Genomic DNA, 23,493 nt, shown 5'->3' on the forward strand with positions numbered 1-23,493 from the left:
ACCTCACCGTCCTACCGGCACCGGCGCGGTTCCCGTGACATCCGCCAGGATCGACTCGGGCGTCCGTTGCTGAATCCGTGCCTCCGGCGTGAGCAGCAACCGGTGATTCAACACCGGACTGGCCACTGCCTTGACGTCATCCGCTGTCACGAAGGATCTCCCCGCGGACATCGCGTAAGCCTGTGCCGCCGCGACCAGCGCCATACCGCCACGGGGGCTGACTCCCAGTTCGACGTCGGGATGTGTCCGGGTGGCCCGCGCCAGCACGGCGATGTATTCCCGGATGCTGTCCGCGACCTGCTGCTCCCGCACGGCCCGGATCATCTGGCGTAGATCGTCGACTTCCATCACGGATTGAAGTTCCTCGGCACGTCGCCGTGTGACCCCGTATTCCAGGATGCTCACTTCGTCGGCCAGGTCGTCCGGGTAGCCGATGCCGATCCGCATCATGAACCGGTCCAATTGGGCTTCCGGGAGTGCGTAGGTGCCGTGGTGTTCGATGGGGTTCTGGGTGGCGATACACAGAAATGGCTGCGGCACGGGCGTCGGGCGGCCGTCCACCGTGACCTGTCTTTCCGCCATCACCTCAAGCAACGCCGACTGGGTCTTCGGTGAGGCGCGGTTGATCTCGTCCGCCAGCAGGATGTTGGTGAACACCGGGCCTTGTCGGAATTCGAATTTCGCCCGGCCCTGGTCGTACACCTGGACGCCGGTCACATCGGACGGCAGCAGGTCAGGGGTGAACTGGATCCGCTTCACCTCCGCGCCCGCGATCGATCGTGAGATCGCCTTGGCCAGTGACGTCTTCGCGACGCCGGGAACGTCCTCGATCAACAGGTGCCCTTCGGCGAGCAGACATACCAGCGCCAGCCGCACTACCTCCGACTTCCCGCGGATGAAGTCCTCGACGTTCGCGCACAGCGCTTCGAATTGCCGCTGGAAAATGATCGCATCGGACACTCCATCTCCCCCTGACATCCGAATCGGCAATGTCGAGGCTGTCATCGACGGGCGCGGGTAGCAAGCGAGCAACTAGGGGATCGGCGTGCGGAGCGCGGCATTCAGCCGGGGAAGCACTTCACGCACGGAGCGGTCGCGCAGTCGCTCTTCTCCATGGGCCTATGGTCGAGTTGGCCGACGCCGCGGTGACTGATGCTGTGAGCAAGACGATGAGCGCGGCTATGAGCGGTATGAGTTTTTTCATGATCCTCCCTGTCGCCTGTCTGCATGCCAATTAGTCTGCTTCGTCATCCGTGCAACTACCAGGCGTCGCCTGTCGGCAGCCACATCAGGCGACAGGCGCCCGCTGTACCCGGACAACCTCACCAACACACGCTGGAAGCATCAACCGAATCGACGTTGACACGAGGCTCTCCCGAACAGTCCGAGCGTCGGTGCAGATGTCGGCGCGAGGGAAGAACACCGTTCGATGACACCAAAGCGATCGTCACGGCAGCGAAGTAGGCAGGTATGAAAACGAGATCCCTGTTCAAAGCGATAAGTCCGGCCATCGTGCTCATCATCATTCAGTTGACGTCCGCGTCCGCCGCAGCGGAGGACCGGGACAGGTCACTCAGCGCACCGGCTCCACTGGTCGGCTGTACGTGGGACGGGTGTGCGGGCAAGGATCCCGACCCGATGGGCTGCCAACCCGGCCGGATGCTGCTCCAGCAGGTAACCAGCCAGGCCGAAGGCAGTTATACGGAACTGAACTACTTCTACTCTCCCACGTGCCGTTCGGCCTGGGCTGAGCTCGTGGTGACAGGCAACGATCATTTCGTGTGGTACCTGACCAACTGGCGCGAACCGCAGTTCGGCGGGCCGACCACCGCGCACGAGGTCGAGGTGCTTGACATCGGCGTGCGGTACCGCACCGCGATGTGGAGCTGGAACGACTCGGTCAAAGGGTGCTTCTCGGGCCTGCACGGCGACCCGGATCCACAAGGGACGGGCGACGGCCTCTCAGGCAGTTGCACCCGCTGGTTCTGACCAGGAACGGAGAACTCATGCATCCCCGCACCATCGTGGCAACGGCTTTGATCGCGTTGTGCGGCCTGGTTTCACCAGTCCAGTCGGCGGCCGAGCCCGCGAAACCCCCGGCGGGCGGTCAAGTCAAGTTCGCACAGCCAGACGAGGTACTCGACAAGGATTGGCGGCGGTCGACTGACGTGCTCGTGACCGGCGTCGGCGATGCCGGAGGCTTTCACGTGTTCGCCGCCAGAGAACGCGACGCGTACCAGTGGTCGGCGCTGGCCACGTTGCACATTCCCGCGTTGGACCTGGGCTTGTGGACCGGTCACACGTGTGTGACCGGGTCGGGTCGTTACGCCGTTGCCGTGTTCGCCCCGTCGATGGCGACCAACAAACCCAAGCTGATGCGCGCGGGTGCCATCGCCGCGGTCATCGACATCGACAAGGGGACGGCGCGCATGGTGACGAGCCGCGTTGCCCTGGTGTACTTCTCCCCGGCCTGCGGGCCAGGCGACACCGCATTGCTCACCAGGTCGATCGGTGCGGACGAGCAGGAGACCGAACTGATCCGAGTGGACGCTGCCGAGGCCAAGGTGGTGTCCACGAGGAAGATCGCCGCGCAGTTGACCACACCTGTCCCGGCACCGGACGGCGACTACGGAATCGCTGGGGGTGCCCTTGTCCGCGTCGACCACGCCGGGAAGCTGGCGGAGGTCGCCAAGCCGACCGGACAGCCATACGCGCTCAACGCGACCAGCAACGGTATCGATCTGCTGTCCGTCTCCGGCACACGGGCTGTGGCGCAGCGTTTTTCCGATGGGCACCTTGCGGTTCTCGGTGACGCGCCCGTGCACGCGTTGCAGCTCTTCGGTTTGTCCGGTGGCCGGTCGCTGATTGTCGGTGAAACGAGTCGCATCCAGGCGGCGCCGGGACTGCGGAAGCTGGCTCGCTCGCAGCGAGTGCGTGCCGCCTCCACCAACGGCCATCTGCTCGCGACGAGCGTTCTGCCGGACCAAATCGCGTACGCAGTCAAGGCAGGAGTCGCACCGTCGGAGGTCGGCACGGCGGGCCGTGTCGGCATCACAGCGGAGGCAACGCACAGTGGCCGCGTCATGACGGGCAAGGTCGAGGTGACCAAGAGTGCCGCTGTGAACCCTCTCGACGCCGTCGTCGGTCCGCAGGCCCGTAACTACACGACTCCAACATGCGCCGTGCTACGCAACGACATCAGGAGACAAGTGCTACAACCGACCGCGGCGATGGTCGAGTGGGCGGCCGACCGCGCTGTGAAGCGCACGCTCACTGTGCAGCGGCCAGCGAACTACCTCAAGACCGGGCTGCCCGCATACACACCACAAGGCATGTTCCCGCTACCAGCGCTGTACGGCGGGGGCACCGTACCCGCACAGGTCGAACTCGCCATCCTGGCGCAGGAAAGCAACTTCAGGCAGGCCACGTGGCGTGCCCGGCCAGGCGACGGCGGCAACCCGCTGATCGGGGACTACTACGGCAACGAAGCTGGTGACGGCCTGATCAACTACGACAACGCCGACTGTGGCTACGGCCTGTCCCAAGTCACCGACGGCATGCGTGTCGGCCAGACCCGGTTCACCGCGACCCAGCAGGCGGTACTCACCACCGACTACACGGCGAACATCGCGGCCGGTCTGCAGATCCTGGCGAGCAAGTGGAACGAGTTGGGAAACGCGAGGATGCTGGTCAACGGCGGTGACTCCCAGTACGTGGTCAACTGGTTCCTCGCGGTGTGGACCTACAACAGCGGGTTTTACCCCAACCGCGGCGACGGCAGCCCATGGGGTGTCGGCTGGTACAACAATCCAGCCAACCCGCGGTATCCCGCCAACCGCACGCCGTTCCTCCGAAACAGCTATGAAGACGCCGCTCGTCCGGGTGAGTGGTCCTATCCGGAGAAGATCATGGGCTGGGCGGAGACACCTCAGATCACCTATTTCGGCAACAGTTCCTATCCTCCTGTCAAGACGCTGAGCACGCCCGGTTTCATGGACCTCCCCCCGCGGACACAGTTCTGCGGACAGGTGAACCACTGCGATCCGGCGGCTGCCAACCCGTGTCCGGCGGAGACCTCGGTCTGTTGGTGGAACGGCACAACCACATGGTCGAACTGCCAGCTCAACTGCGGAACCGAGAACGTCACCTACGGCGCTCAGGACGCCGAGCCACCCATGGTCCGCCAGTACCAACCAGAATGCAGGGGAGCATGGTCGGGCGCGATCGTCGTCGACGACCTTCCCGATTCGACGGTGAACATCGTCGATTGTCCCGGCGAACGCCGCATGGGCAAATTCACCTTGCGGCTCGGCGGAAACATCGACCCGTACTACTACGACGCCCAGGTCGACCTGCACCAGCTCGGCGCGGCGTACATGGGGCACATGTGGTTCACCCACAGCTACAGCGACGTCCGCTCGACTGTCGACCCCCGCAGGTACTTTTACCAGCACAGGCAAGTGGTCGGGACGTGGACACCCGACCTGCCGGACTTCCCCGGCACCCGCTACCGGATCCTGGTACACCTGCCCGACCACGGCGGCACATCGACCGTCACCTACGTCGTTTTCCCAGGCGTTGACGGACAGGGAGTCGTGCACAACCCGCGCTCGTTCACGATCAGCCAGGACACCGGCGGCAAGAACGAGTGGGTGGTCTTGGGCGAGGTCCCGCTGTACCGGGGCGCGCGGGTGTCGATGAGCAACCTGGTCCCGGACACGAACGCCGACGGCAGCAAGAACCTCGCCTTCGACGCCATGGCATTCGTCGCCATGTGACAGCCGGGGGTCTGCCGGACCGTTCAACCTGGATCGGGACTGTTCAAGATCGGTGACTGAAGAGGAGATTGATCAATGGCGTTCAAGTACGTACGAGTATCGCTGGCCACTCTCGCCGTCTTCTTCGGAGGACTGGTTGCGCCGGCTGCCGCAACGGCGAGCCAACCGCAGGGCAGCGCCGAGATCACGGCGGCATGTCACGGCTCGTCCTGCAACCATAAGGACCCGGCGGCGACGGGTTGCGCCGGGGACGGGCGAACCGTTTCGGAGTTCATCTATCGCGGCTATCGGGTCGAGCACAGGTACTCGCCTGCGTGTGCCGCCATGTGGACACGTAAGACCTATGTGAGTGGCAGCGCTTGGTCATTTTATGGCGCACACGAAGCTATCACTGGAAACGGGATAGAACGAAACCGATACAGTTATTCAGGGGGGTGGACATCGATGTGGTCCTACTTCTTGATCAATCGATCATGTGGTGTGTCGAATACCGGGACCCACTGCGGGGAGTGGGTGGGATGAGGCTGAAAGGGCGACGGACCTCCTGGGTGCCAACAAGTATGAGAGTTGTTCTGGCGGCTCGATAACTCGGAACCAGGGACGACCTCAACCGCGCGCGGTTGAGGTCGACGAGTTCATCACCGGGCTGGCCCCGACGGGTACGACGCCGTGCTCGGTGCTGTCCGCGGGCCAGCGGCAGCGGATCGCGATCGCCCGTGCCGTTCTATTGACGCACTCGGTGTGCTGCTCGACGAACCGCTCTCCGGTGTGCCTGCGAAGCCTTCGGTGCCGACCACATCGTGCCAGGTGGCGACTTCCCTGTTCTGCTGTCGATCGAGTCCTGTAAGCGGACGTTCGAGTACAAGAGACTCACCAAATGAGACACGCTTGTAACCGCTCACCCAAGGATTACGGGCACGTCGCTAGTCATTCTACCTTGATCATTTCTAGTTCAGAGATTCGAGTCCACACACTCCGTCGAACAGGTCACCGGCCGCCGAGACCGCACGTTCCGATGGTGGGTTACCGAGAACCCCTCCGCGTTCGTCGATCATTGGCTGATCATACTCTCTGTGAGTCCTGGTTTCGCAGTATTGATCTATCCTCGCGCTCACCTGACGATGGTGACAGGAAGCCCGGAAGCTACCGATCATATCCGCTCAGCGGCAGATGAGGCTGTTTGACTGTGGTCGGAATCAGCGGGTGCCAACTGCGTCCGCTGGATCGCCACGACATGATTCAATTCCGGCTGGATTCGCCCCAGCCCCGCAGCCGGTCGGTCGAGGTGACAATATGCCGCCGGGGTCGCTTCCGTCACGGCCCCGGTGTTCGGCCACTCACTCGGCCCGGTTGGATTGATCGGGCGCGCCGCTGATCAGCAGCTGGGCGGTGTGTGCGATGTGGTCGCGCAGCAGTTCCTGCGCGTGGTCAGCGTCGCGCGCGAGAACGGCGTCGAGCAGCGCTCGATGCTCGGCGGCGACGTCGCGGCCGGGTTCGTTGCCCAAAGACACCGACCACTGCCGGTACAGTTCGGCCTCCTGCCGCAACGACCGCGCCATGTCGAGCAGCCGCTGGTTACCGCACCCGGCCAGCAGTGCGTGGTGGAAGGCCGCGTGTGCCTGCGACCACTCGTCGGACAGGCGGTCCGAATCCGCCGGGTCGCGGTAGGGCGTGCGTTCCAGAACGTGGTGCGCGGCAACGGCATCGGCCTCCCAGCGCGTGTCGCCTTCCCGCACCGAGAGCCCCAGTACCAGTGCTTCGATCTCCGCCCGCGCTTGCGTCAGCTCGGCCAGATCCTGATGGGACAGCGGCCGCACCGAGTAGCCCTGACGCGGCCTGGCCACCACCAGCCCTTCGGCGACCAGTCTCGTCAGCGCCTCGCGGGTAGCGCCGACGCTCACTTTGTAGCGGTCGGCCAGGTCCGGGAACTTGAGCCGCCCGCCCGGCACCAGCCGACCCGCGAGGATGTCGGAGCGCAACGCCTGGTGGATGCCGTCCGTACGAGTCGCCCCGCCGCCCTTGGTCATGCTGCACACCGTAGCACTTTACGAATCCCTCTTGAACTTTCGAAAGTTCGGGGTTAGTTTCGAATCTATCCTCCCAAGATCCACTAGTTACGCGAGGAGCCATCGATGCCCGCGAACGACCTTCGACGCCCGACCGTTCTCCGCCTACACCGACTACCGGTCGGCGGCCACGCACAGCGACCTGGTGGCGATGCGATGAACGTGCAGTGGCGCGTGTTCCCGTCAACGGAAAGGTAAGATCATGAGACTGGCCAATGTGGATGGACGAGCGGTGCTGCTGACCGCCGACGACACCGGAATCGACGTCGAAACGGCGTCAGGCGGCAAGTTCGGCCCAGGCCTCGCGTCTGTCTACGAGAACTGGGACGGGTTCCGGGCGTGGGCCGAACAGCCGCCCGCCGGACCCGGCGTCGTCTTCACCCGTGCGCAGCTGGGCTCGCCGTCACCGGCCCCGCGGCAGATCGTCGCGATCGGCCTGAACTACGACGCCCACACCGCCGAGTCCGGTTTCGACGCACCGGGCGGACTTCCCCCGACGTTCACCAAGTTCGTCTCCGCGCTGACCGGCCCCGACGCGGAGGTCGTGCTGCCGGCCGGTGGCGACGTGGACTGGGAGGTGGAACTCGTCGCCGTCATCGGCCGGACCGCCAGCCACATCGCGGAATCCGAGGCGTGGGATCACGTCGCCGGGGTGACGATCGGGCAGGACCTCTCCGAGCGCGTCTCGCAACTGGCCGGTCCCGCCCCGCAGTTCAGCCTGGGAAAGTCGTTCCCGAACTTCGCGCCGGTCGGGCCGTGGCTGGTCACGCCGGACGAACTGGCGAACCAGGACGACCTGGCGCTCGGCTGCTCGGTCGACGGCGAGACGGTGCAGGACGGCCGCACCCGTGAGCTGATCTTCCCGGTCGCCAGGCTGGTTTCCGAGCTGTCGCGGACCATCACCTTGTTTCCGGGCGACCTCATCTTCACCGGGACCCCCGCGGGCGTGGGCATGGGCCGCACGCCGAAACGATTCCTGCGGCCCGGTGAACAGCTCGTCAGCTGGATCGAAGGCATCGGTGAGATGCGCCAGACATTCGTTGCCGCACGGGAGGACTGACATGGGCATGCACCGCCTTACCCGGGTCACGATGGGCGTCCCGAACGTCGCGGAAACCATCGCCTACTACGCCGATTTCGGCCTCACCCACCTCGGTGACGGGGCCTTCAGCACTCTCGAAGGCGGCGAGCAGTTGCGGGTCCGGCACGCCCCTCACCGCCAGTTGCTCGAACTCGGGGTGGGGGTCGACGATGTCGACGACGTCGCGCGAACCGCGTCGCGGCTGGACCGCCTCGGCGTAGCTGGCGGCACGGACGGCACCGCGGTCACCGCGATCGAGCCGGTTTCGGGCTTCACCGTCCGCGTCGAGATCGCGCCGAGGATCGTGCAGCAGCCCGTCCCGGCCACCCCCTACAACGGGCCCGGCCGCATCGAGCGGTTCGGCCGCGCGCCCGGAGTGCTGCGCGCCGACCCGATCCGGCCCAAGAAACTCGGGCACTGCGTGGTGGGCACGACCGATCTCGAAGCCACCATGAGGTTCTTCACCGAGGGACTCGGCTTCAAGGTCAGTGACTACATCGGGGACAAAGGCGCCTTCATGCGCTGCTCGGTCGATCACCACAACGTGCTGGCGCTCGCGGCGCCGGTGAACTTCCTGCACCACACGTCCTGGCAGGTCGACGACATCGACGACGTCGGACGCGGTGCCGCGGCGATGCTGGCGGGCAATCCCGACCGGCACGTCTGGGGCCTCGGCAGGCACCACGCGGGATCCAACTTCTTCTGGTACCTCAAGGATCCGGCGGGGAACTTCAGCGAGTACTACGCCGACATGGACTGCATCCCCGAGGACGAGATCTGGACCCCGGAGGTCTTCGAGGGCGTACAGGGCCTGTTCAGCTGGGGCCCGCCACCGCCACCGTCGTTCCTGGAGCCGGACGACCTCGCCGCGCTGATGACCGGACAGCACGCTCCCTCCCGGTGACCGCGGCCTGGCCGGGAGACTGTCGCTTGTGGACGGTAACAGCCGGCCGGTGAGATGACCCTTCGCCGGACATCGAGAAAAGACTCCCCGCGCCGGAAATCCCGCGCCTGATCGGAAAAGGAGAAGTTGTGTCAGTGGAATTGTACGTCCCCCAGATCCCGGACAACCTGAACATCCGGTTCGTCGAAAACCGCATCGTCATCAATCGTCCGGCACAGGAGGTGTACGACTGGGTGACCACCTGGTCGAACCTGCCGAAGTGGCTGCCGATGGCCATCGGTACCGAGGTGCGGCACGGCACGGAGGGCGTCCCCGCCGAAATGGGCGACGTGCTGCTCGAAACCATCCAGCCGGAGCTGAACGAGAAGCCGAAGCTCTACACCGTGGTGGCGCGGGTCCCCGGCAAGCTGTGGACGGTGGTCGGCAGGGACGTGCTCGACGACGGCTCCCTGGCCCCGGCGATGCACGCGATCGCCACCTTCACCACATTCGACCTCGGTGACGGGACGACCCTGTTCTGTCGGCTGTTCGAGCGGCTGATCCCGGCCGCCGAGCCGCCCGGCCCGCACCCGGTCGAAGACCCGGCCCGAATCCAGCCCGGCCTGGAACTGATCAAGGCACACGTCGAGGGCACAGCCGGATAACCTCGGCTATTGGCCGGCTTGCGCAAGCGGCAACTACCGCGCAGGGAGACCGGGGGCGACGCGCTCATCGTGCAGGGCCCCAGGGCAGCCGACCTCGGTCCGGCCCGTGCGCGGAGACGGCAGCATCGATCTCACCGCCAGCGTCGCGGGCACCCACATCATCGAGCACGGCGGCCGGCTCCTCGCGCTCCAAGAGACCAACCTGCCCTACGAGGTCACGCCCGAACTCGACACTGTCGGCCCGTTCGACTTCCACGGCAAGCTCACCTCGGCGATGACCGCGCACCCGAAGCAGGACCCGGCGACCGGCGAGTTGCACTTCTTCAGCTATTCGCCGTTCCCGCCGCACCTGACCTACTACGTCGCCTCGCCCGAGGGCCACATCACTCGCAGCCAGGTGGTCGACGGCAGCGGCCCGAGCCTGATGCACGACTTCGCCATCACCGCGACCAAAGCCGTGTTCCTCGACCTGCCAGTCGTCGCCGTACGTGACCTGGATCCCGGTCAGCCAGCGCGCCCTGCTGCACGTCACCAACGCCTACGACACGCCGGACGGCAAGATCGTCCTCGAAGGACCCGCCTACGACCAGGCGTCCTGGGCGACCTCGTGGAAGTGGTGGATCGGCGCGCCCGGCTACCCGGTCGCCCCGGTCAGCGGGGCCCCAGCATCAACGGCGACCGCACCGGCCTGCCCTCCGCGATCAGTTACTCGGTGGCCTTCCCAGGATCGGGGCTCGACGAGTTCGCCATCGTCAAACTGAACACGACCACCGGCGAGCGGCACCTGCACCTGCCGGGGCCCGACCGGCATGCCGGGGAAGCCGTCTTCGTCCCCGCCGCAGGCGCCACCGGCGAGGACGACGGCTACCTGCTGACGATCGTCAGCGACTTGCGCGCCAACGCATCCCAACTACTCGTCCTCGACGCACACGACCTGAGCACCACCGCCACGGTCGAGCTGCCCCGGTCACCAGCTCACCCCGAGCACACCACCGCCCTGACGGCGCCGGTATCCCGCACCGTGCGGGCAACGCCACCCTCGTTAACCCGCCGCACGAACTCCCGCTCCACCGGCTTCGGCGACGCATCCCATCCTCCCCAGAACGATCGCCTCCAACAAACCGGAAACACCTTTCGCGTTACAGTCCCGGTCGGGTGGCTTGCGAAGGCTGACGGGCCCGTTCGATGCGTTGGCCGTTTCGCCAGATGGCGGTGATGTCGCGGGTGTTGGTGATGGTGCTGGTGGGGTCGCCGTCGACGAGGAGTAGGTCGGCGCGGAGTCCGGGTGCGATGCGGCCGCGGTCGGCGAGGGTGAATCGGTCGGCTGGTGCGCTGGTGGCGGCGGCGAGGGCTTCGATGGGGGTGAGACCGGCGCGGACGAGTAGTTCGAGTTCGAGGTGGAGGGTGGCGCCGTGGGCGGTGTCCGGGTTGGAGGCGTCGCTGCCGGCGAGGATGGTGACACCGGCGTCGCGGAGCAGGCTGAGGGTGTGATGGGGTATGTCGAGGTTGTAGCGGGCCTCGGGGTTGAGGGGGATGGCGCCGAAGCTGAGCATCTGTCGGGACGTGTCGTCGAGGTAGGGCTCGATGCGGTGGTCGGTAAGCAGTTCCGACGCGTGCGGCCGGCCGAACAGCCCGTCGAGAACGGCGAGGGTGGGGATCACCGCAGTGTCGTGCTCGGCCAGGAGGTGCGGCAGGTCTGGGTCGGCTGGGCGGTCGACGAACAGGTGACCGAGCACGTCGACACCGGCGTGGACGGCCTTGACGGCGTCGGAGGCGTTGAGGACATGGGCAATGGTGAGCCGGTCACGTGCATGAGCGTGATCGACGAGTGCGGTCATGGTGACTTCGCCCAGCATGGGCAGGGGTGTTCCGGTCGTTGAACCGTCGTCGATGAGGATCTTGATGTAGTCGGAGCCTTCCGACAGTCGGGCGTCGATGAACGCCTCGGCGTGAGCGGGTTCGGTCAGGGTGGGGAACGGCGGTAGGTAGCCCATCTCGACGAGGTACCAGCCGTAGCCCCCGGGCACAGTCGCCGCCGTGCCGGCAGTTCTGACGTCGGCCATGGTGGGCGTGCGGTCGGCTTGCCGGCGCAGGGTGTTGATCGCTGCTGGGTCTGCCATCAGGTCCAACACGGTCGTCACCCCGAAGACCGCTGCCTGTTCCAGGTTTCCCGGGAAGACGTGAGCGTGGGCGTCGATGAGGCCGGGCAGCAGGGTCCGTCCCCGGCCGTCGACGATCTCGGCGTCCTCCGCGACCGGCGACGGCTGGGTCGCGACCGTGACGATCAGCCCGTTCTCGAAGGTCACGTGGGCGTGGGGGAGGACCGTGTCGCCGGTGAACACCCTCACATCGCGGATCGACACTCTCGAACCGTAATCATACATACGTGTATGTATACCATAATGGAGGTGTGCGACGATCAGCCGAAGAGGCAGCCCAGACACGCCGAGCCCTGCTCGAGGCCGCGCTGGAGGTATTCGCCGAACGCGGATTCGCGTCGGCCACCCTGGTCGGCATCGCGGCGCGGGCCGGCCTGACCCGCGGCGCGGTGTATCACCACTTCACCGACAAGGCCGAGCTCTACCTGGCCACGATCGCCGAGAACTGGGGCGCCGCGGCCGCCCCAGTCTGGGCTCACCTCGAGGACACCGATGCCGATCCTCAGGAGCGGATTCGCCGGTTTCTCGTGGCGTTCTTCACCGCCTTCGAGAAGAACTTCGCCCTGCGCACCACGTTTGCGATGTCGATGCAGGGCAGTGAGCTTCCCGAGCTTCAGGTCGGGCTGAAGGACAAGCGGCGGGTCATGGACGCCTGGGCTGAACAGCTCGCCGCCTTGCTGAGGGCGGCCGGCGTGGACCGCCACGGTGAAGTGGTGCCGCCGGAGACCGGCGCGATCGCGATCATCGCCGCGGTCAACGGTGTCGCCGCCACCTGGCTGGCCTGCCCCGACCTGTTCTCGCCCGCGCACCAAGCCGAGGCGCTCGCCCAGGCGATCCTGCACGGGGTACTCGCGCGCAAGGAGTGACGTCCGCGACTCCGGGCCGTCATGACGCGGAAGGCGAAGCAAGGAACTGACCAAGATCCCCGTACCTCTCGCCCGCCGGTGGTGGTTTGGCTCCACTCGGACTTCGTGATGTGGCCCCCACTCCGCTGGTCGTGACCGACGGGCGCACTCTGATTTGGCCTCATCTCGTCCGGCTCTCTTCGCCCCTCAGCCGTCAGCTATAGCTGGAGGTCGCACGCACCAGGATTCGCAGCTGGGCGTCGCGTTCTGGTTGCAGGTGCGCAGCGGAGATGATGCCGAGGGTGAGCTCGTCAAGCCTGCGACAGGTGGGCCGACGTGCATTGAACCTCGGCCCACATGGCGATTATCCTCCCTGGCTAACAGGTTGGAATGCTGAGCGGCGGCGTGTCGCCTGGCACCTTCGGCAGATCGGTGTACAGGTCGGGAATCCACCAGCCATCCGAGGTTCTGTTCCACACCGTCGATGATTGCTTGGTTGTCGGGTCAGTCACCTCTCGACGGCGACGATCCTGGCAGACGATCGGCACGGCAGAACCCTCGTCATAAAACACGCGGTCTGTGTCCTTTGGGATATCAGGGCTCCTGAATCTGAATACACCCAGCGGGCGCTTATGTTCGGCGGAGTAGGTGCCAACGACTTTGGCGTACCACACCCGTGGCTCAAAGGGCCACCAGTCGGCGGCATGGGAAACCACACCGTAAACGAGGCCGAGAGCGAGGATGCCCGCGCCAATCGAGTAAGCAACTCTATGTCGCCTGAATGATGTCTGACGCGGTGGAGGATCTCCCAGCGGCTCGTCGTCACTAGGCCTGACGTCGGGTGCCGCTTGTTCGCTGGTGTCACCCTCGCCGGTCGGCGGCTTCCCGTTCGTGCGAAGCCGTCGTCGATGCGCTGCTTCCGCCTTCTTGTATGTGCTTTCGAGCTCCTGCAGATCGACAGGTACTTCTCGACCTTCCTTCTGGGCGAGGTCGATGGCCTTCGTAGCCAGGACCCAGGCGTCTTCAGTGACTCTCTCGCCGTTGATATATCGATTCACGACGCTTTTGCTAAATCCTAGATCACGTGCAGCCTGCCGGTTCGAGCGGCCGGTCGCCGCGATTATGCTTCCCAGAGCCTCTGCCCACCGTTGTATAGCTGCGTGATCATCGTCAATGAACCGCGAAGTGTGCATAGCCACAGTCCCTCCGGTGTCCCCGGGGACAGCTGTCAACGCAGGTAGGCGACTTGCTGTCCCCGTTGTGGCTCCGTTGAACACTTAAGCCTAGCGCCTGCTGGTTCGGGCTGCGCAGACTGTTTAGCGATCACACTTTCGCATCCCCCGGGGGCCGGGCTGGTAGTTGCCTCGCCCTCTGCAAGTTCGTGATCTTAGGAAGTACGCAAACCGACGACACATGGAGGCGCAAGAATGATACAAAAAGTCGGGGCGATCATCAGTGCGCTTTGCGCTGGGCTGCTGGCTATGACACTGCTAGTGGGGTTTGGCTCGACCGCTGCCGCGAATCCCGGCGGCCCGGAAGCTACTGCGGCCGGCGTGAAGCGCACCGGGTTCTTCGTCTTCGAGAAGAACAAGGCCAACCCGTCGAACTCGCGGTTGGCATGGCAGGAATGGACGATGGTCGGCGACCGGCCTCCGCGCAAGACACTCGAACTGCGCTGGCGTGCCGGGTCGGGGAACGGCTCCACGGACTCGTGCGCTTCGAACGCTGGGTGGCTGCCAAACGGTACGTATGGCGGCACCTATATGACCGGCTTTGATGGCGACATCAACGGCATCGTGTTCCAACTCGACAACAAGAAGTGCGGTCGCAACGGAACTGAACGAAGCGCGCTGTTCATTCATAGCGAGATGATGCCAAACGGCAAGCAGAACTCGAACGTTGAATCGGAGCGCTGGGACGGGCCGATTGACTACTTCTCGGAAGGGTGTGTGAAGCTCAAGCCAGCTGACATCAAGCAAGCCGCCAAGCGGTATCGCGCGTTCTACGGCGGCAGTGCCGACCAAAGGAAGAGCAAACTCCTCGTCGTGACGAACGGCTGACGAAGGCGGCGATTCGCAAAGGAGTGGAGCGCAGCATGATAGACAGGGATATGACCGTGCACAAGGCCTCAGTCACCTTGCTCGTTGGTGCGGCATTCATGGTCGGTCTTCCGTTTGCCACTGCGTCCGCAGCTGAAGCAACGCGGACCGCGGTTAACGCCGCCGCCTCTGCGTCGCAGGCATCAGCGGCGGTGAACTGCAGGGACAAGTCCTGCTCGAACAAGAACCCCCACGCCACCAAGTGCGACAGGGATGCTCGCACCCTTGACAAGGTGACGCCGGGTGGAGGTGGTCCTCGGATCGAACTCCGGTACTCAAAGAAGTGCAAAGCTGCTTGGGCGCGCATGGAGAAGGCGGCGGGATGGCCATTTCGCCTGGAGATCAGGCACGGCCCATTTCACAACGCGCATGGTTCCCCGAACTACAGGGCATACACCAAGATGACCGGCGTGTCCGAGACGTACCGAGCGTGCGTCAAGCAGTATTCCAGCGATAGCTGGACGTGTACAGGCTGGCATTAGGCACTAACGACACACGGGGATGCTTCGTAAGCACCCCCGTGTGTCAGCGTGTCACAAGGTCGCGGCACTGATGGACGAGGGCTTCCAGGGTCATATCGGCAAAGAGGGGCTGGGTGACGTCAGCCCTGCTAGGTGAAGGGTAGCTGCCGCAACGCATCCCAGGCCCGGTGATGTGATCCGCAGCGGTGTTCGAACCGGCATTGCCCGGCCGCACGGGTAGGCTCGCTCACCAGAAGGGTGCTCCTGAACTCGCACGGACATGACCCTCAGCAAGCCATATCCTTGCAGTTCAGAGCACCTTCTCCGTTCGCAACACCCACTCAACCCGAAATGGGATGAAAGCAGCGGGCTAGCCAGTAGGCCAATTCCGTCGCAGTGCGGACGCCGCCAGCGAGGCTGAACCTGTGAAGCGACGGGACAACTCATTCGGCGGCGACAGGTCGTTCCGCCCGGCCGATGGCGACACCGGCCTGGAACCGGGTGGCCGCGTGCAGCGACTGCATCAGCTCCTGGATGCGTCGCTGGACCGTGCGCAGCCCGACGCCGAGATGCCGGGCCACGGCCTGGTCGCCGAGACCCGCCGCCAGCAACGCGACCAGCGTCTCGTCGTTGCTGGCCGGTTCCGGCTCCGCCGAGATGGTGAGCGGCAGCGCCTGCGCCCACACGGCCTCGAACAGGCTCGACAGCCCGTCGAGCAGCGCGCCCTGCCGCACGACGAGCATCCCCTCGTTCAGCGGCTGCCCGGTACGGGCCGGCAGCATCGCCAGCTCCCGGTCGACCAGCAGCAGCCGCAGCGGCACCTCGTCGATCGCCCGAGCCTCCTCACCGGCGAGGATCGGTTCCCGCAGCTGCGACGGGGTCTGCTGCTCCATCGCCGCGCGGCCGTAGATCGCCCGCACCCGCACGCCCCTGGCCAGCCCGTCCATCTCCGGTGGCCACGGCGCGTAGTCCTCGGGGTCGTCGTCGCCGGTGTCGGAGTACGGCGGCGTCTCGAACACCCGGAGTTCGGTCTTCGCGGACATGCTGAGCAGCCGGAACCGGCCGATGGCCTCGTCGCCGGGAACCATTTCGACCGGCAGGTCCCGCGCTGGCCGGGGCGCGGCGGCGTACACGTCGGCCAGCGTCCCGATCCGGGCCCGTGCCCGGTCCAGCCGGTGCTCGAACTGGGCGGCGAGACCGCGCAGGGCGAGGTCAGGGGGGATCGCCGCGTACGCGCCCGTCTCGTCAGGGCCGCGCACCAAGCCCTTCGCGGCCAGCGACCCCAACGTCGCGTCGACCCGCCCGGCAAGGTCGGGCAGCGCCACCCGTAACTCGTCGGGCGTACCGGCGGGCCACCGCATCAGGTGGTCGTAGAGCGCCTCTTCGTCGGCGTCGATCCCTAGCACATCCAACATGGACACATCGTATGGCGGGATGCCGACACTGGCGGCAAACCGCCCGCTTGCGCTCTTTACCCGGATCTCACAGATTCGCATGATCGGGTCCGAGGACAACCTGGGTGGAAGGCGGCACGATGTTCGGCTCCGGAAAGAGATCACGTTGGCTCGGATCGGCGACGGCGGCGCTGCTCGCGCTGCCACTCGTGGTGATTCCACCGGCGGCAGGCGCGACGCCACCGACCACTACTCCCGCGCTCTTCACACAGGTGACGCTGGTGACGGGCGATGTCGTCAGCTATTCGCCGAACGCAGTGCAGATCTCCAAGCCGCGGCCCGGCGTGCGGTACGACTCGTACCGCGGCCCCGACGGCTGGCACGTCCTGCCGAGTGACGCGGCCAAGGCCGTGATCAACGGTCAGGTCGACAAGACCCTGTTCAATGTCACCTATTTGGTGGACAACGGTTACGCCGACGCCAAGCGCACCAGCCTGCCGGTCATCGTCGACTACGACGGCAAGGCCGCAGCCCGTTCGGCTGACCGCGTCGCCGCCACCGATGCACTGCCTGCCAGCAAAGCCACGCGGGCGTTGCCGAGCATCGACGCGGTCGCACTCGACGTCGACAAGGCGACCGCCGCCCAGCTTTGGCAGGCCGTGGTCGTAGCGCCGTCCACACAGCAGCGCGGTCAGGGGACCCAGCGATTACTGCTCGACCGCCGCTACTCAGTCGACCTCGCGGAGAGCGTCGCGCAGATCAAGGCGCCCGCCGCGTGGGCAGCCGGATTCGACGGCACCGGCGTACGGGTCGGCGTGCTCGACACCGGCGTCGACGCGACGCACCCGGACCTCGTCGGCAAGATCGCCGAGTCGGCGAGTTTCGTCGGGAGTGAGCCGGACGCGATCGACCGGCACGGGCACGGCACGCATGTCGCGTCCACGATCGCCGGCAGCGGCGCGGCCGCAGGCGGTGTCGAGAAGGGCGCCGCACCCGGCACCCAACTGGTGATCGGCAAGGTCCTCAGCGGGAGCGGCGTCGGCTACGAGTCGGAGATCATCGCCGGCATGGAGTGGGCCGCGGGCCGCTCGAAGATCGTCAGCATGAGCCTAGGCGGGCCCGCGCCGTCGGGCGCCGACCCGATGTCCGACGCGGTAACGAACCTGACCGCCAGCACCGGCGCCCTGTTCGTGATCGCGGCAGGCAACTCCGGCCCCGCCGTCGGCACGATCGGCTCGCCCGGCACCTCGCCCTCGGCGCTGACCGTCGGCGCGGTGGACAAGCAGGAGCAGGTCGCGTCGTTCTCCAGCCGCGGCCCGGTGGCCGATGGCTCGGTGAAGCCGGAGATCGTCGCACCCGGCGTGAACATCGTCGCCGCACGGGCCGCCGGCACGACGATGGGTGCCCCGGTCAACGACAAATACACGGCGGCCAGTGGCACCTCGATGGCCACCCCGCACGTCGCAGGCGCGGCCGCCGTACTCGCCCAGCGGCACCCGGACTGGACCGCGAACCGCCTGAAGGCCGCGCTCATCGCGTCCACAAAGGACCTCGGCAAGCCGGTCAACGACCAGGGCGCCGGCCAGGTGGACGTCAAGGCCGCCATCGACGAGACGGTCACCGCGACCCCGGCGACCGTCGGCTTCGGCGTGCTGGAACCCGGCGCCGGGGCACAGACGGCCATGCTTACCTACCGCAACGACGGCACCGCCGACGTCACGCTCAACCTCACCACCCGGCTCACCGACCCGACCGGTAAGGCCGCGCCAGACGGAACGCTCGGGCTCGGCACACGGTCGGTGACCGTGAAGGCCGGCAGTCAAGCCGAAGTGCCGGTCCAGCTGACTCCCGGCAAGGCAGGTCGCGGCAGCTTCCAGGGGCTTGTCACCGCGGTCTCGGCCGACGGCTCGGTCAAGGTGCACACGCCGGTCGGGTTCTCCAACGGCGAGGTCACCAACACGGTGAACTTCACGGTGCTCGGCTTCGACGGCAAGCCGCTGCCCCGCGACGCGATCCTCTGGATTCTCCCGGTCGATCGCAAGGGCGCCGACCTGCAGAGCTACATCATCAACGGGGGTGGCACGTTGCGGCTGCCGACCGGCCGCTACTACATCGCGCTCAACTTCTACACCGACGAAGGCCCTGGCCTGCTCGAAACCAACGCCATGGTGGTCAAGCCGGACGTGTTGATCGACGGTGCGAGTCACCAGGTCCTCGACCTCAGCACAACCAGGCCGGTGACAGTGAAGACCGACGAGCCGGGCACGGAGTCCGCGGTCATCGGGGTCGCCAACCGCACCACGTCCGACGGTGCCTTCTGGTCGTTTCACCACACGGCGGGCGTGTGGGACAACAACCTCTACATCAACCCGGTCCCGACGGTCACGGCCGGCAAGTTCGATTTCCAGTACACGACCACGGTCACCCGCAGCCAGCTCGACGTGGCGGTGAACGGTGTCGCCGTGCACCCGGACTACCTCGCGGCCTACGGCGGCGGGCACGACTGGATCGCCCCGAAGAAACTGAAGATGTTCGAGGGCAGGCGCCAGCTCGGCATCGTCTACGTCGGCGGTGGCACGGCCGAGGAATTCGCCGCCGCCGGTGACGTACGCGGCAAGCTGGTTCTGGTGCAGGCCAACGACATGCTGACCGGCGCGGGCATCGAGGCGGCCCGGCGCGCAGCCGCGGCAGGTGCGGCCGGCCTGCTGTTGTTCGACAAGGTGCGGGCCACACGGCGCTCCGACGGCGACTCCAATGAACTGATCCCGGTCGGCTACCTCACCCACCCTGAGGGTGTGGCGCTGGTGGCGGCGCTGAAGAACGGCAAAGGCAACGCCGACGTGCTCGGCAACCCGATCAGCCCGTACGCCTACCACTTGGCTTACGTCGAACGGGGACAGGTGCCGGCGAACCTGACCTACACCGTGCACACCGGGCACCTGGCGCGCGTCGACTCGACCTATCACGCGACCACGGAAGGCATGTACGCCGCCAGTTTCCAGCGTGGCGGCGTCCCGGAGCTGATGCTCGTCGAGCCGCTGATGGCCCCGTCGAAACGAGCCGAGTACTACGGGCCGATTACCGACCGCACGCCGTGGACCCGTTTCACGTCAACGGATGTAGCCGGCCAGTGGGAGATCATGTCGGCACGGCCGGCCGAGCTGCGACGCGGCTCGCGTCAGTCGGATGACTGGTACACCACGCCGATGCGCTACGGGCAGGGCGAGTTCTTCAACATGCCTGCCTTGCCGGCGCCATACCTGGCGTCCCGGATGGGCGACAGCGTGTACGTGTTCCCGTTGCTGCAGGACGGCAACAACCACGTCACCGCGATGATCCCGAACACCGCGGTGCTGAAGACCGGGCTGAGCAGGGACGGCAAACCCGTGACCGGGATCGGCGGTGCGCCGGTGACCAGGTTCGACGTGCCTGCCGACAGTGGTCGTTACCGGCTGGACCTCGGCTACGCGCCAGGCGGGGACTACAAGGTCGACACCGCCTGGGAGTTCACATCGGCACCCGCCGCCGGTACTGCCGCCAAGGGCTTCGCGTGCTGGGACGATACCGGAGAGGTGCCGGCGGACAAGTCGTGCCAGGCGCTGCCGACGATCTCGGTGGACTACGACCTGAACCTGCCCGCGACCAACACGGCAGCCGCCCCGGGCCTCGGCCTGATCAAGTTCCGGCCGCACCACGTCGGTGACATCAAGACGAAGGTCACCAGCGCGAAGCTGTCGGTGTCCTACGACGGCGGCAAGTCGTGGCTTCGCGGCACCCAGATCCCGATCGGGGACGGCTGGCAGCAGGGTCTGGTGCCGCACCTGCGGCCGGGCGGCACGGTGTCGCTGCGGGTCGAGGCGATGGACAAGGCGGGCAACAAGGTGACGCAGACGATCACCAACGCGTACCGCCTGGCCAAGTAGCCACTTGTCAGGTCCCCGGGGACTCCGGGGACCTGACAAGGTTGCGAAGATCTCGTTCGCCGAGCGATGAATGGCGGCCCTTCCGGTAGCCCGCTGCTTTCATCCCATTTCGGGTTGAGTGGGTGTTGCGAACGAAGAAGGTGCTCTGAGACTTGACCACTATCAAGTCCGAGGCTACGCGGCGTGGTACCGGCACATCACACTGTCCATGGCCGCCGCGGCGTTTCTGGTGATCATCCGAGACGCCGCGAAAAGGGGGCTCCACGTCCAGTGGCAGTCACACGCTGATTCCTCTATCCGCCAACGAGATCCGTCGCTTATGGAACCGGATCACGGCACCTGTTATCCATACGATTGGTCATGTCGTGCGCTGGTCGAACTGGCGACGAACAAGCCAGACCTGTCGTTGCAGTACTCAGCCGCAACCGAGCCCCGAGCTGGCTTCACAGTCTCACGACGGTTGATCTCCGCGGTCAGGGCTTTGGCGTGCAGGTCGACGGCGAGGTCCCGGAGGTGTTCCATACCGGGGAGGTGGCGGCGAGGGTGAGTCATGCTCAGAGTCGTGCCGTCGCCCTCGCAGGGCGTGGGCGCGGCTACGACGTCTGGCAGAAGCCGATCTCGGCTCCTTGAGGATCCGCGATGACGGAGAAGTCGCCACTATCGCCGGGGAACGACTCCTGTCGGACCAGGACGTGGGCGCCGAGGTCGTTGGCCTTGGTCCGGATGCGGTCGAGGTCCTCGACAAGGACGAAGGCAAGCCATCGTGACGGGTCCTGCCCGGCCGGGACCATGTCCGCGGCCATCGTGCCGTCGGTAAGGCGGAAACCGCCCGATGAACCGTCGGAGTTCAAGATTGCCGTCCACGGCAGGACCTTCTGGTAGAAGGCGACGGAAGCGGTCGGGTCGGCGGTGTGGAGCCGATCCCAGACGAAGGTCCCGATCTTGGGGCCGTTCGTCACCGGACGCGGACCAGTGACCACGAACACCGCCTTGTTGACGGTGTCCAGGACTGGGGCGAGCAAGCCGTGACCAGGTGCGTCGATTGGCTCGCCGTCGTCCGTGGTCACGATCCCGCCGTGCTCCTTCGCGCCTGTGAGGGTGGCCGTGACGTCGTCAACGGCGACGTATCCGCTCCAATGGGGCGGCACGTGCGGTTTCACCGCGCTGACACCGCCAATGACGGTGTCACCGGCCCGGAACAACTTGCCGGTCGGCGTGTCGACCGCGGTCCATCCGAACAGTTCGCCGTAGAACATCGCCGCGGCGGCGACGTCGGGAACCCGGAGTTCGTGATACACAAATCGACCTTTGGACATGGCGATCTCCTCTTTGGTTGATGATCAGTGGTGTCGGGTGCGACAGCCCCGGTATCAGGTGTTCTTTCGTGGGCCGCCCACGCCCAGTGAGCGGCGGACGTAGCGGGGGTCTTCGGCGACGTCGAGTAGTGCCATCGCGTAGTCGGCTCGGGTGAGCCGCCAGTCACCGCCGGAGGCGTTGGCTTCGAAGTCAATGTGGACACGGCCAGCAGCGGGCTTGTCCACCAGCATGGTGCCGCGCACGATGCTCCAGTCCAGTGCGCTGGTTTCGAGCATGCCCTCGGCGCGAGCGAGATCCGCGTACTCGCAGCGGAACCTCATCCACGCCAGGCCGACCATCAGCCGTGGGCGGGTGGCTACCACGGAGCGACTGCTGGTCATGACCAACCGCCGCACGCCCTCTTCGCTCATCACTTCGACAAGCGCCGCGGCGATCGCGCTGCAGCCCACCGCGGAGATCACCGCTTCCTGCCCGCGCACCGCCTGCCGCAGCGCGGCGACGTCGGTCGCGTCGCCAGTCAGCGCGCGTGCTCCCGCGAATGACTTGGCTGCTGTGGGACGTCGCGAGAACGCGGTGATCTCATGCTTACGGGCGAGCCCCTGCTCCACGACGTGGGTGCCCGTACGCCCCGCCGCGCCAATGACGAGCACTTTCATCGTGCGCCCCCGAGGTGCTCGGATGATCTCATCGACGTCCCCTTCCATCTACACTCATGCAGTAGCTGCACAACCAGTTCATCTGCATCAACACAGTATCTGCCTCCATGCAGATACTATATCAAGTGGAGTCGCTTAGCTCATGGCACCCCAGACCTCCCCTGACGCCGACGGCGCCTACCGCCGCTACCTCGACGCCGTCGGCCTCTACGGCCTGGCAGTCTCCGACGTTGCCGGACTACACGCCACCGACTGGTACGCACTGAGCATCCTGGCCATGGCCGGATCCCTCACACCGGGAGAACTCGCCGAACGAACCAACCTCACCACCGGAGCCACGACCCGCCTCATCGACCGACTGGAGAAAGGAGGTCACGTCCGCCGCGTTCAGCACCCCACCGACCGGCGAAGCGTCCTGGTGAAGCCAACCAACAAACTCAACATCGACACCCTCGTCGGACCGGCACGCAGCCACATCGGCAACGTTCTCGACCGCTACAACGCCGAAGAACAGGCCATCCTCTTCGACTACTTCACCCACGCCGCCCCGGCTTTCCACCAAGCCGCAGCCGAGATACGACGCACCCGAGACACGCGCAACACCCGGGGCAGCTAGATCCGCAACGGTGTGTCGGTGTGCACCGTGCTAGGCGTGACTGGAGGCGGCGGTGACCGCCGCCCAGCCGAAGCGCTCGTACGCCCGCCAGGCGCCCTGATGAACGACTGGGTGACGGCCACGGCAAGATCCACGTCGCACCGGCAACGGCTGACGTTCGCTTTAGCGTCGATCGTGGGGCTGTTCGCTCTGACCGTGATGGCCCTGGTCGTTGAGGTCGCGACGAGCGGTCGCACACCATCCCCGTCCTGCTCCACCTCGCCAAGGCGATCGGCGTCCCGATCCACGAACTCGTTGATGACCAGCCCGAAACGCCTTCGCCATGTCCACAAGGGATTGGGAAAAGCGGGTCCGCTCTGGTCGCTTGGAGATCCGTGACAGGTCAGTCGTCGCACAGACGATCAAGCACCGGGCTGGCTCCTGGCCGAAGACGGCCACTACACGGGTATGGCCTACCATTGGAGTTGGGCTGTGACAATAAGTCGGACTCGGGAATGTTTCCCGTGTTCTTTGGGGGCACGATCCCATGCGTCGCCGACGCGGTTGCACA

The 23,493-nt window shown here is 65.9% G+C and carries 18 protein-coding genes and 3 pseudogenes; 13 read left to right on the forward strand and 8 right to left on the reverse strand.

Annotated elements, in window-relative coordinates:
* Window positions 1-3 precede the first annotated feature (3 nt).
* Window positions 4-960 (reverse strand): AAA family ATPase, encoded by a 957-nt coding sequence (locus ALI144C_RS07185; protein WP_237774022.1) that lies wholly within the window; start codon window positions 958-960, stop codon window positions 4-6.
* Between the two features lie 510 nt (window positions 961-1,470).
* Here ALI144C_RS07185 and ALI144C_RS07190 point away from each other — a divergent pair.
* The 3 genes from ALI144C_RS07190 (at window position 1,471) to ALI144C_RS58940 (ending at window position 5,300) form a co-directional block, all read left to right on the forward strand.
* Entirely contained in the window at window positions 1,471-1,989 is a 519-nt protein-coding gene (locus tag ALI144C_RS07190; protein ID WP_083752809.1) for a DUF2690 domain-containing protein, read from the forward strand.
* A gap of 17 nt (window positions 1,990-2,006) precedes the next feature.
* Window positions 2,007-4,778: a hypothetical protein gene (locus ALI144C_RS07195; protein WP_083752810.1), complete on the forward strand. Its 2,772-nt coding sequence runs from the start codon at window positions 2,007-2,009 to the stop codon at window positions 4,776-4,778.
* A gap of 75 nt (window positions 4,779-4,853) precedes the next feature.
* Entirely contained in the window at window positions 4,854-5,300 is a 447-nt protein-coding gene (locus ALI144C_RS58940; protein WP_076986222.1) for a DUF2690 domain-containing protein, read from the forward strand.
* A gap of 815 nt (window positions 5,301-6,115) precedes the next feature.
* On the opposite strand, the gene ALI144C_RS07205 is transcribed toward ALI144C_RS58940, so the two are convergent.
* Window positions 6,116-6,805 carry a GntR family transcriptional regulator gene (locus ALI144C_RS07205; RefSeq protein ID WP_076986223.1) on the reverse strand — a complete coding sequence of 230 codons (690 nt, stop codon included), beginning with the start codon at window positions 6,803-6,805 and terminating at the stop codon, window positions 6,116-6,118.
* 241 nt (window positions 6,806-7,046) lie between these two features.
* Between ALI144C_RS07205 and ALI144C_RS07210 the strand changes: the two genes are divergently transcribed.
* The 4 genes and pseudogenes from ALI144C_RS07210 to ALI144C_RS56620 all read left to right on the forward strand — a co-directional run.
* A complete protein-coding gene (locus ALI144C_RS07210; RefSeq protein WP_076986224.1) occupies window positions 7,047-7,904 on the forward strand; it encodes a fumarylacetoacetate hydrolase family protein in 858 nt (285 codons plus the stop codon).
* 7 nt (window positions 7,905-7,911) lie between these two features.
* A complete protein-coding gene (locus ALI144C_RS07215) occupies window positions 7,912-8,829 on the forward strand; it encodes a VOC family protein (protein WP_237774023.1) in 918 nt (305 codons plus the stop codon).
* A 128-nt stretch (window positions 8,830-8,957) separates the two neighbouring features.
* A complete protein-coding gene (locus tag ALI144C_RS07220) occupies window positions 8,958-9,473 on the forward strand; it encodes an SRPBCC family protein (protein WP_076986226.1) in 516 nt (171 codons plus the stop codon).
* A gap of 106 nt (window positions 9,474-9,579) precedes the next feature.
* Window positions 9,580-10,428 (forward strand): annotated as a pseudogene (locus tag ALI144C_RS56620) (carotenoid oxygenase family protein); the annotation flags it as partial.
* Between the two features lie 20 nt (window positions 10,429-10,448).
* Here the strand turns inward: ALI144C_RS56620 and ALI144C_RS57305 are convergent.
* Both ALI144C_RS57305 and ALI144C_RS07230 read right to left on the reverse strand, forming a co-directional pair.
* A pseudogene (locus ALI144C_RS57305) lies at window positions 10,449-10,565 on the reverse strand (23S rRNA (adenine(2503)-C(2))-methyltransferase RlmN); the annotation flags it as partial.
* Between the two features lie 47 nt (window positions 10,566-10,612).
* Window positions 10,613-11,836, reverse strand: coding sequence for an amidohydrolase family protein (locus ALI144C_RS07230; RefSeq protein ID WP_168211201.1), 1,224 nt, complete (start codon window positions 11,834-11,836; stop codon window positions 10,613-10,615).
* Window positions 11,837-11,883: 47 nt separating this feature from the next.
* Between ALI144C_RS07230 and ALI144C_RS07235 the strand changes: the two genes are divergently transcribed.
* On the forward strand, window positions 11,884-12,498 hold the full coding sequence (locus tag ALI144C_RS07235; RefSeq protein ID WP_076986229.1) for a TetR/AcrR family transcriptional regulator: 615 nt from the start codon (window positions 11,884-11,886) through the stop codon (window positions 12,496-12,498).
* Between the two features lie 356 nt (window positions 12,499-12,854).
* Here ALI144C_RS07235 and ALI144C_RS07240 read toward each other — a convergent pair whose 3' ends face one another.
* Window positions 12,855-13,670, reverse strand: coding sequence for a hypothetical protein (locus tag ALI144C_RS07240; protein WP_237774024.1), 816 nt, complete (start codon window positions 13,668-13,670; stop codon window positions 12,855-12,857).
* Window positions 13,671-13,958: 288 nt separating this feature from the next.
* On the opposite strand from ALI144C_RS07240, the gene ALI144C_RS07245 reads away from it, so the two are divergent.
* Both ALI144C_RS07245 and ALI144C_RS58945 read left to right on the forward strand, forming a co-directional pair.
* On the forward strand, window positions 13,959-14,537 hold the full coding sequence (locus ALI144C_RS07245; protein WP_143230476.1) for a hypothetical protein: 579 nt from the start codon (window positions 13,959-13,961) through the stop codon (window positions 14,535-14,537).
* A gap of 98 nt (window positions 14,538-14,635) precedes the next feature.
* A complete protein-coding gene (locus tag ALI144C_RS58945; protein ID WP_441297541.1) occupies window positions 14,636-15,058 on the forward strand; it encodes a DUF2690 domain-containing protein in 423 nt (140 codons plus the stop codon).
* A 422-nt stretch (window positions 15,059-15,480) separates the two neighbouring features.
* Here the strand turns inward: ALI144C_RS58945 and ALI144C_RS07255 are convergent, their stop codons facing one another.
* The gene (locus tag ALI144C_RS07255) at window positions 15,481-16,452 is read right to left on the reverse strand and encodes a hypothetical protein (RefSeq protein ID WP_076986232.1); all 972 of its coding nucleotides are present in this window, start codon (window positions 16,450-16,452) and stop codon (window positions 15,481-15,483) included.
* 104 nt (window positions 16,453-16,556) lie between these two features.
* Here ALI144C_RS07255 and ALI144C_RS07260 point away from each other — a divergent pair, with 104 nt between their 5' ends.
* Both ALI144C_RS07260 and ALI144C_RS58950 read left to right on the forward strand, forming a co-directional pair.
* Window positions 16,557-20,354, forward strand: a complete 3,798-nt coding sequence (locus ALI144C_RS07260) for a S8 family peptidase (RefSeq protein WP_076986233.1) — start codon at window positions 16,557-16,559, stop codon at window positions 20,352-20,354.
* 130 nt (window positions 20,355-20,484) lie between these two features.
* Window positions 20,485-20,613, forward strand: a pseudogene (locus tag ALI144C_RS58950) (IS701 family transposase); the annotation flags it as partial.
* Between the two features lie 334 nt (window positions 20,614-20,947).
* Here the strand turns inward: ALI144C_RS58950 and ALI144C_RS07270 are convergent.
* Window positions 20,948-21,652 (reverse strand): VOC family protein, encoded by a 705-nt coding sequence (locus ALI144C_RS07270; protein WP_076986234.1) that lies wholly within the window; start codon window positions 21,650-21,652, stop codon window positions 20,948-20,950.
* Window positions 21,653-21,724: 72 nt separating this feature from the next.
* On the reverse strand, window positions 21,725-22,327 hold the full coding sequence (locus ALI144C_RS07275) for an NAD(P)-dependent oxidoreductase (RefSeq protein WP_076986235.1): 603 nt from the start codon (window positions 22,325-22,327) through the stop codon (window positions 21,725-21,727).
* 142 nt (window positions 22,328-22,469) lie between these two features.
* Between ALI144C_RS07275 and ALI144C_RS07280 the strand changes: the two genes are divergently transcribed.
* On the forward strand, window positions 22,470-22,943 hold the full coding sequence (locus ALI144C_RS07280) for a MarR family transcriptional regulator (RefSeq protein ID WP_076986236.1): 474 nt from the start codon (window positions 22,470-22,472) through the stop codon (window positions 22,941-22,943).
* Window positions 22,944-23,493: the final 550 nt, after the last annotated feature.

It is taken from the genome of Actinosynnema sp. ALI-1.44 (genome assembly GCF_001984155.1).
Taxonomy (GTDB): Bacteria; Actinomycetota; Actinomycetes; order Mycobacteriales; family Pseudonocardiaceae; genus Kibdelosporangium.

Excerpts from the sequence above, each read along its gene's own strand:
- ALI144C_RS07190 (WP_083752809.1), top strand. The coding sequence starts at position 1,471 with ATGAAAACGAGATCCCTGTTCAAAGCGATAAGTCCGGCCATCGTGCTC.
- ALI144C_RS07195 (WP_083752810.1), top strand. The coding sequence starts at position 2,007 with ATGCATCCCCGCACCATCGTGGCAACGGCTTTGATCGCGTTGTGCGGC.
- ALI144C_RS58940 (WP_076986222.1), top strand. The coding sequence starts at position 4,854 with ATGGCGTTCAAGTACGTACGAGTATCGCTGGCCACTCTCGCCGTCTTC.
- ALI144C_RS07205 (WP_076986223.1), bottom strand. The coding sequence starts at position 6,805 with ATGACCAAGGGCGGCGGGGCGACTCGTACGGACGGCATCCACCAGGCG.
- ALI144C_RS07210 (WP_076986224.1), top strand. The coding sequence starts at position 7,047 with ATGAGACTGGCCAATGTGGATGGACGAGCGGTGCTGCTGACCGCCGAC.
- ALI144C_RS07215 (WP_237774023.1), top strand. The coding sequence starts at position 7,912 with ATGCACCGCCTTACCCGGGTCACGATGGGCGTCCCGAACGTCGCGGAA.
- ALI144C_RS07240 (WP_237774024.1), bottom strand. The coding sequence starts at position 13,670 with ATGCACACTTCGCGGTTCATTGACGATGATCACGCAGCTATACAACGG.
- ALI144C_RS07245 (WP_143230476.1), top strand. The coding sequence starts at position 13,959 with ATGACACTGCTAGTGGGGTTTGGCTCGACCGCTGCCGCGAATCCCGGC.
- ALI144C_RS58945 (WP_441297541.1), top strand. The coding sequence starts at position 14,636 with ATGGTCGGTCTTCCGTTTGCCACTGCGTCCGCAGCTGAAGCAACGCGG.
- ALI144C_RS07255 (WP_076986232.1), bottom strand. The coding sequence starts at position 16,452 with ATGTTGGATGTGCTAGGGATCGACGCCGACGAAGAGGCGCTCTACGAC.
- ALI144C_RS07275 (WP_076986235.1), bottom strand. The coding sequence starts at position 22,327 with ATGAAAGTGCTCGTCATTGGCGCGGCGGGGCGTACGGGCACCCACGTC.
- ALI144C_RS07280 (WP_076986236.1), top strand. The coding sequence starts at position 22,470 with ATGGCACCCCAGACCTCCCCTGACGCCGACGGCGCCTACCGCCGCTAC.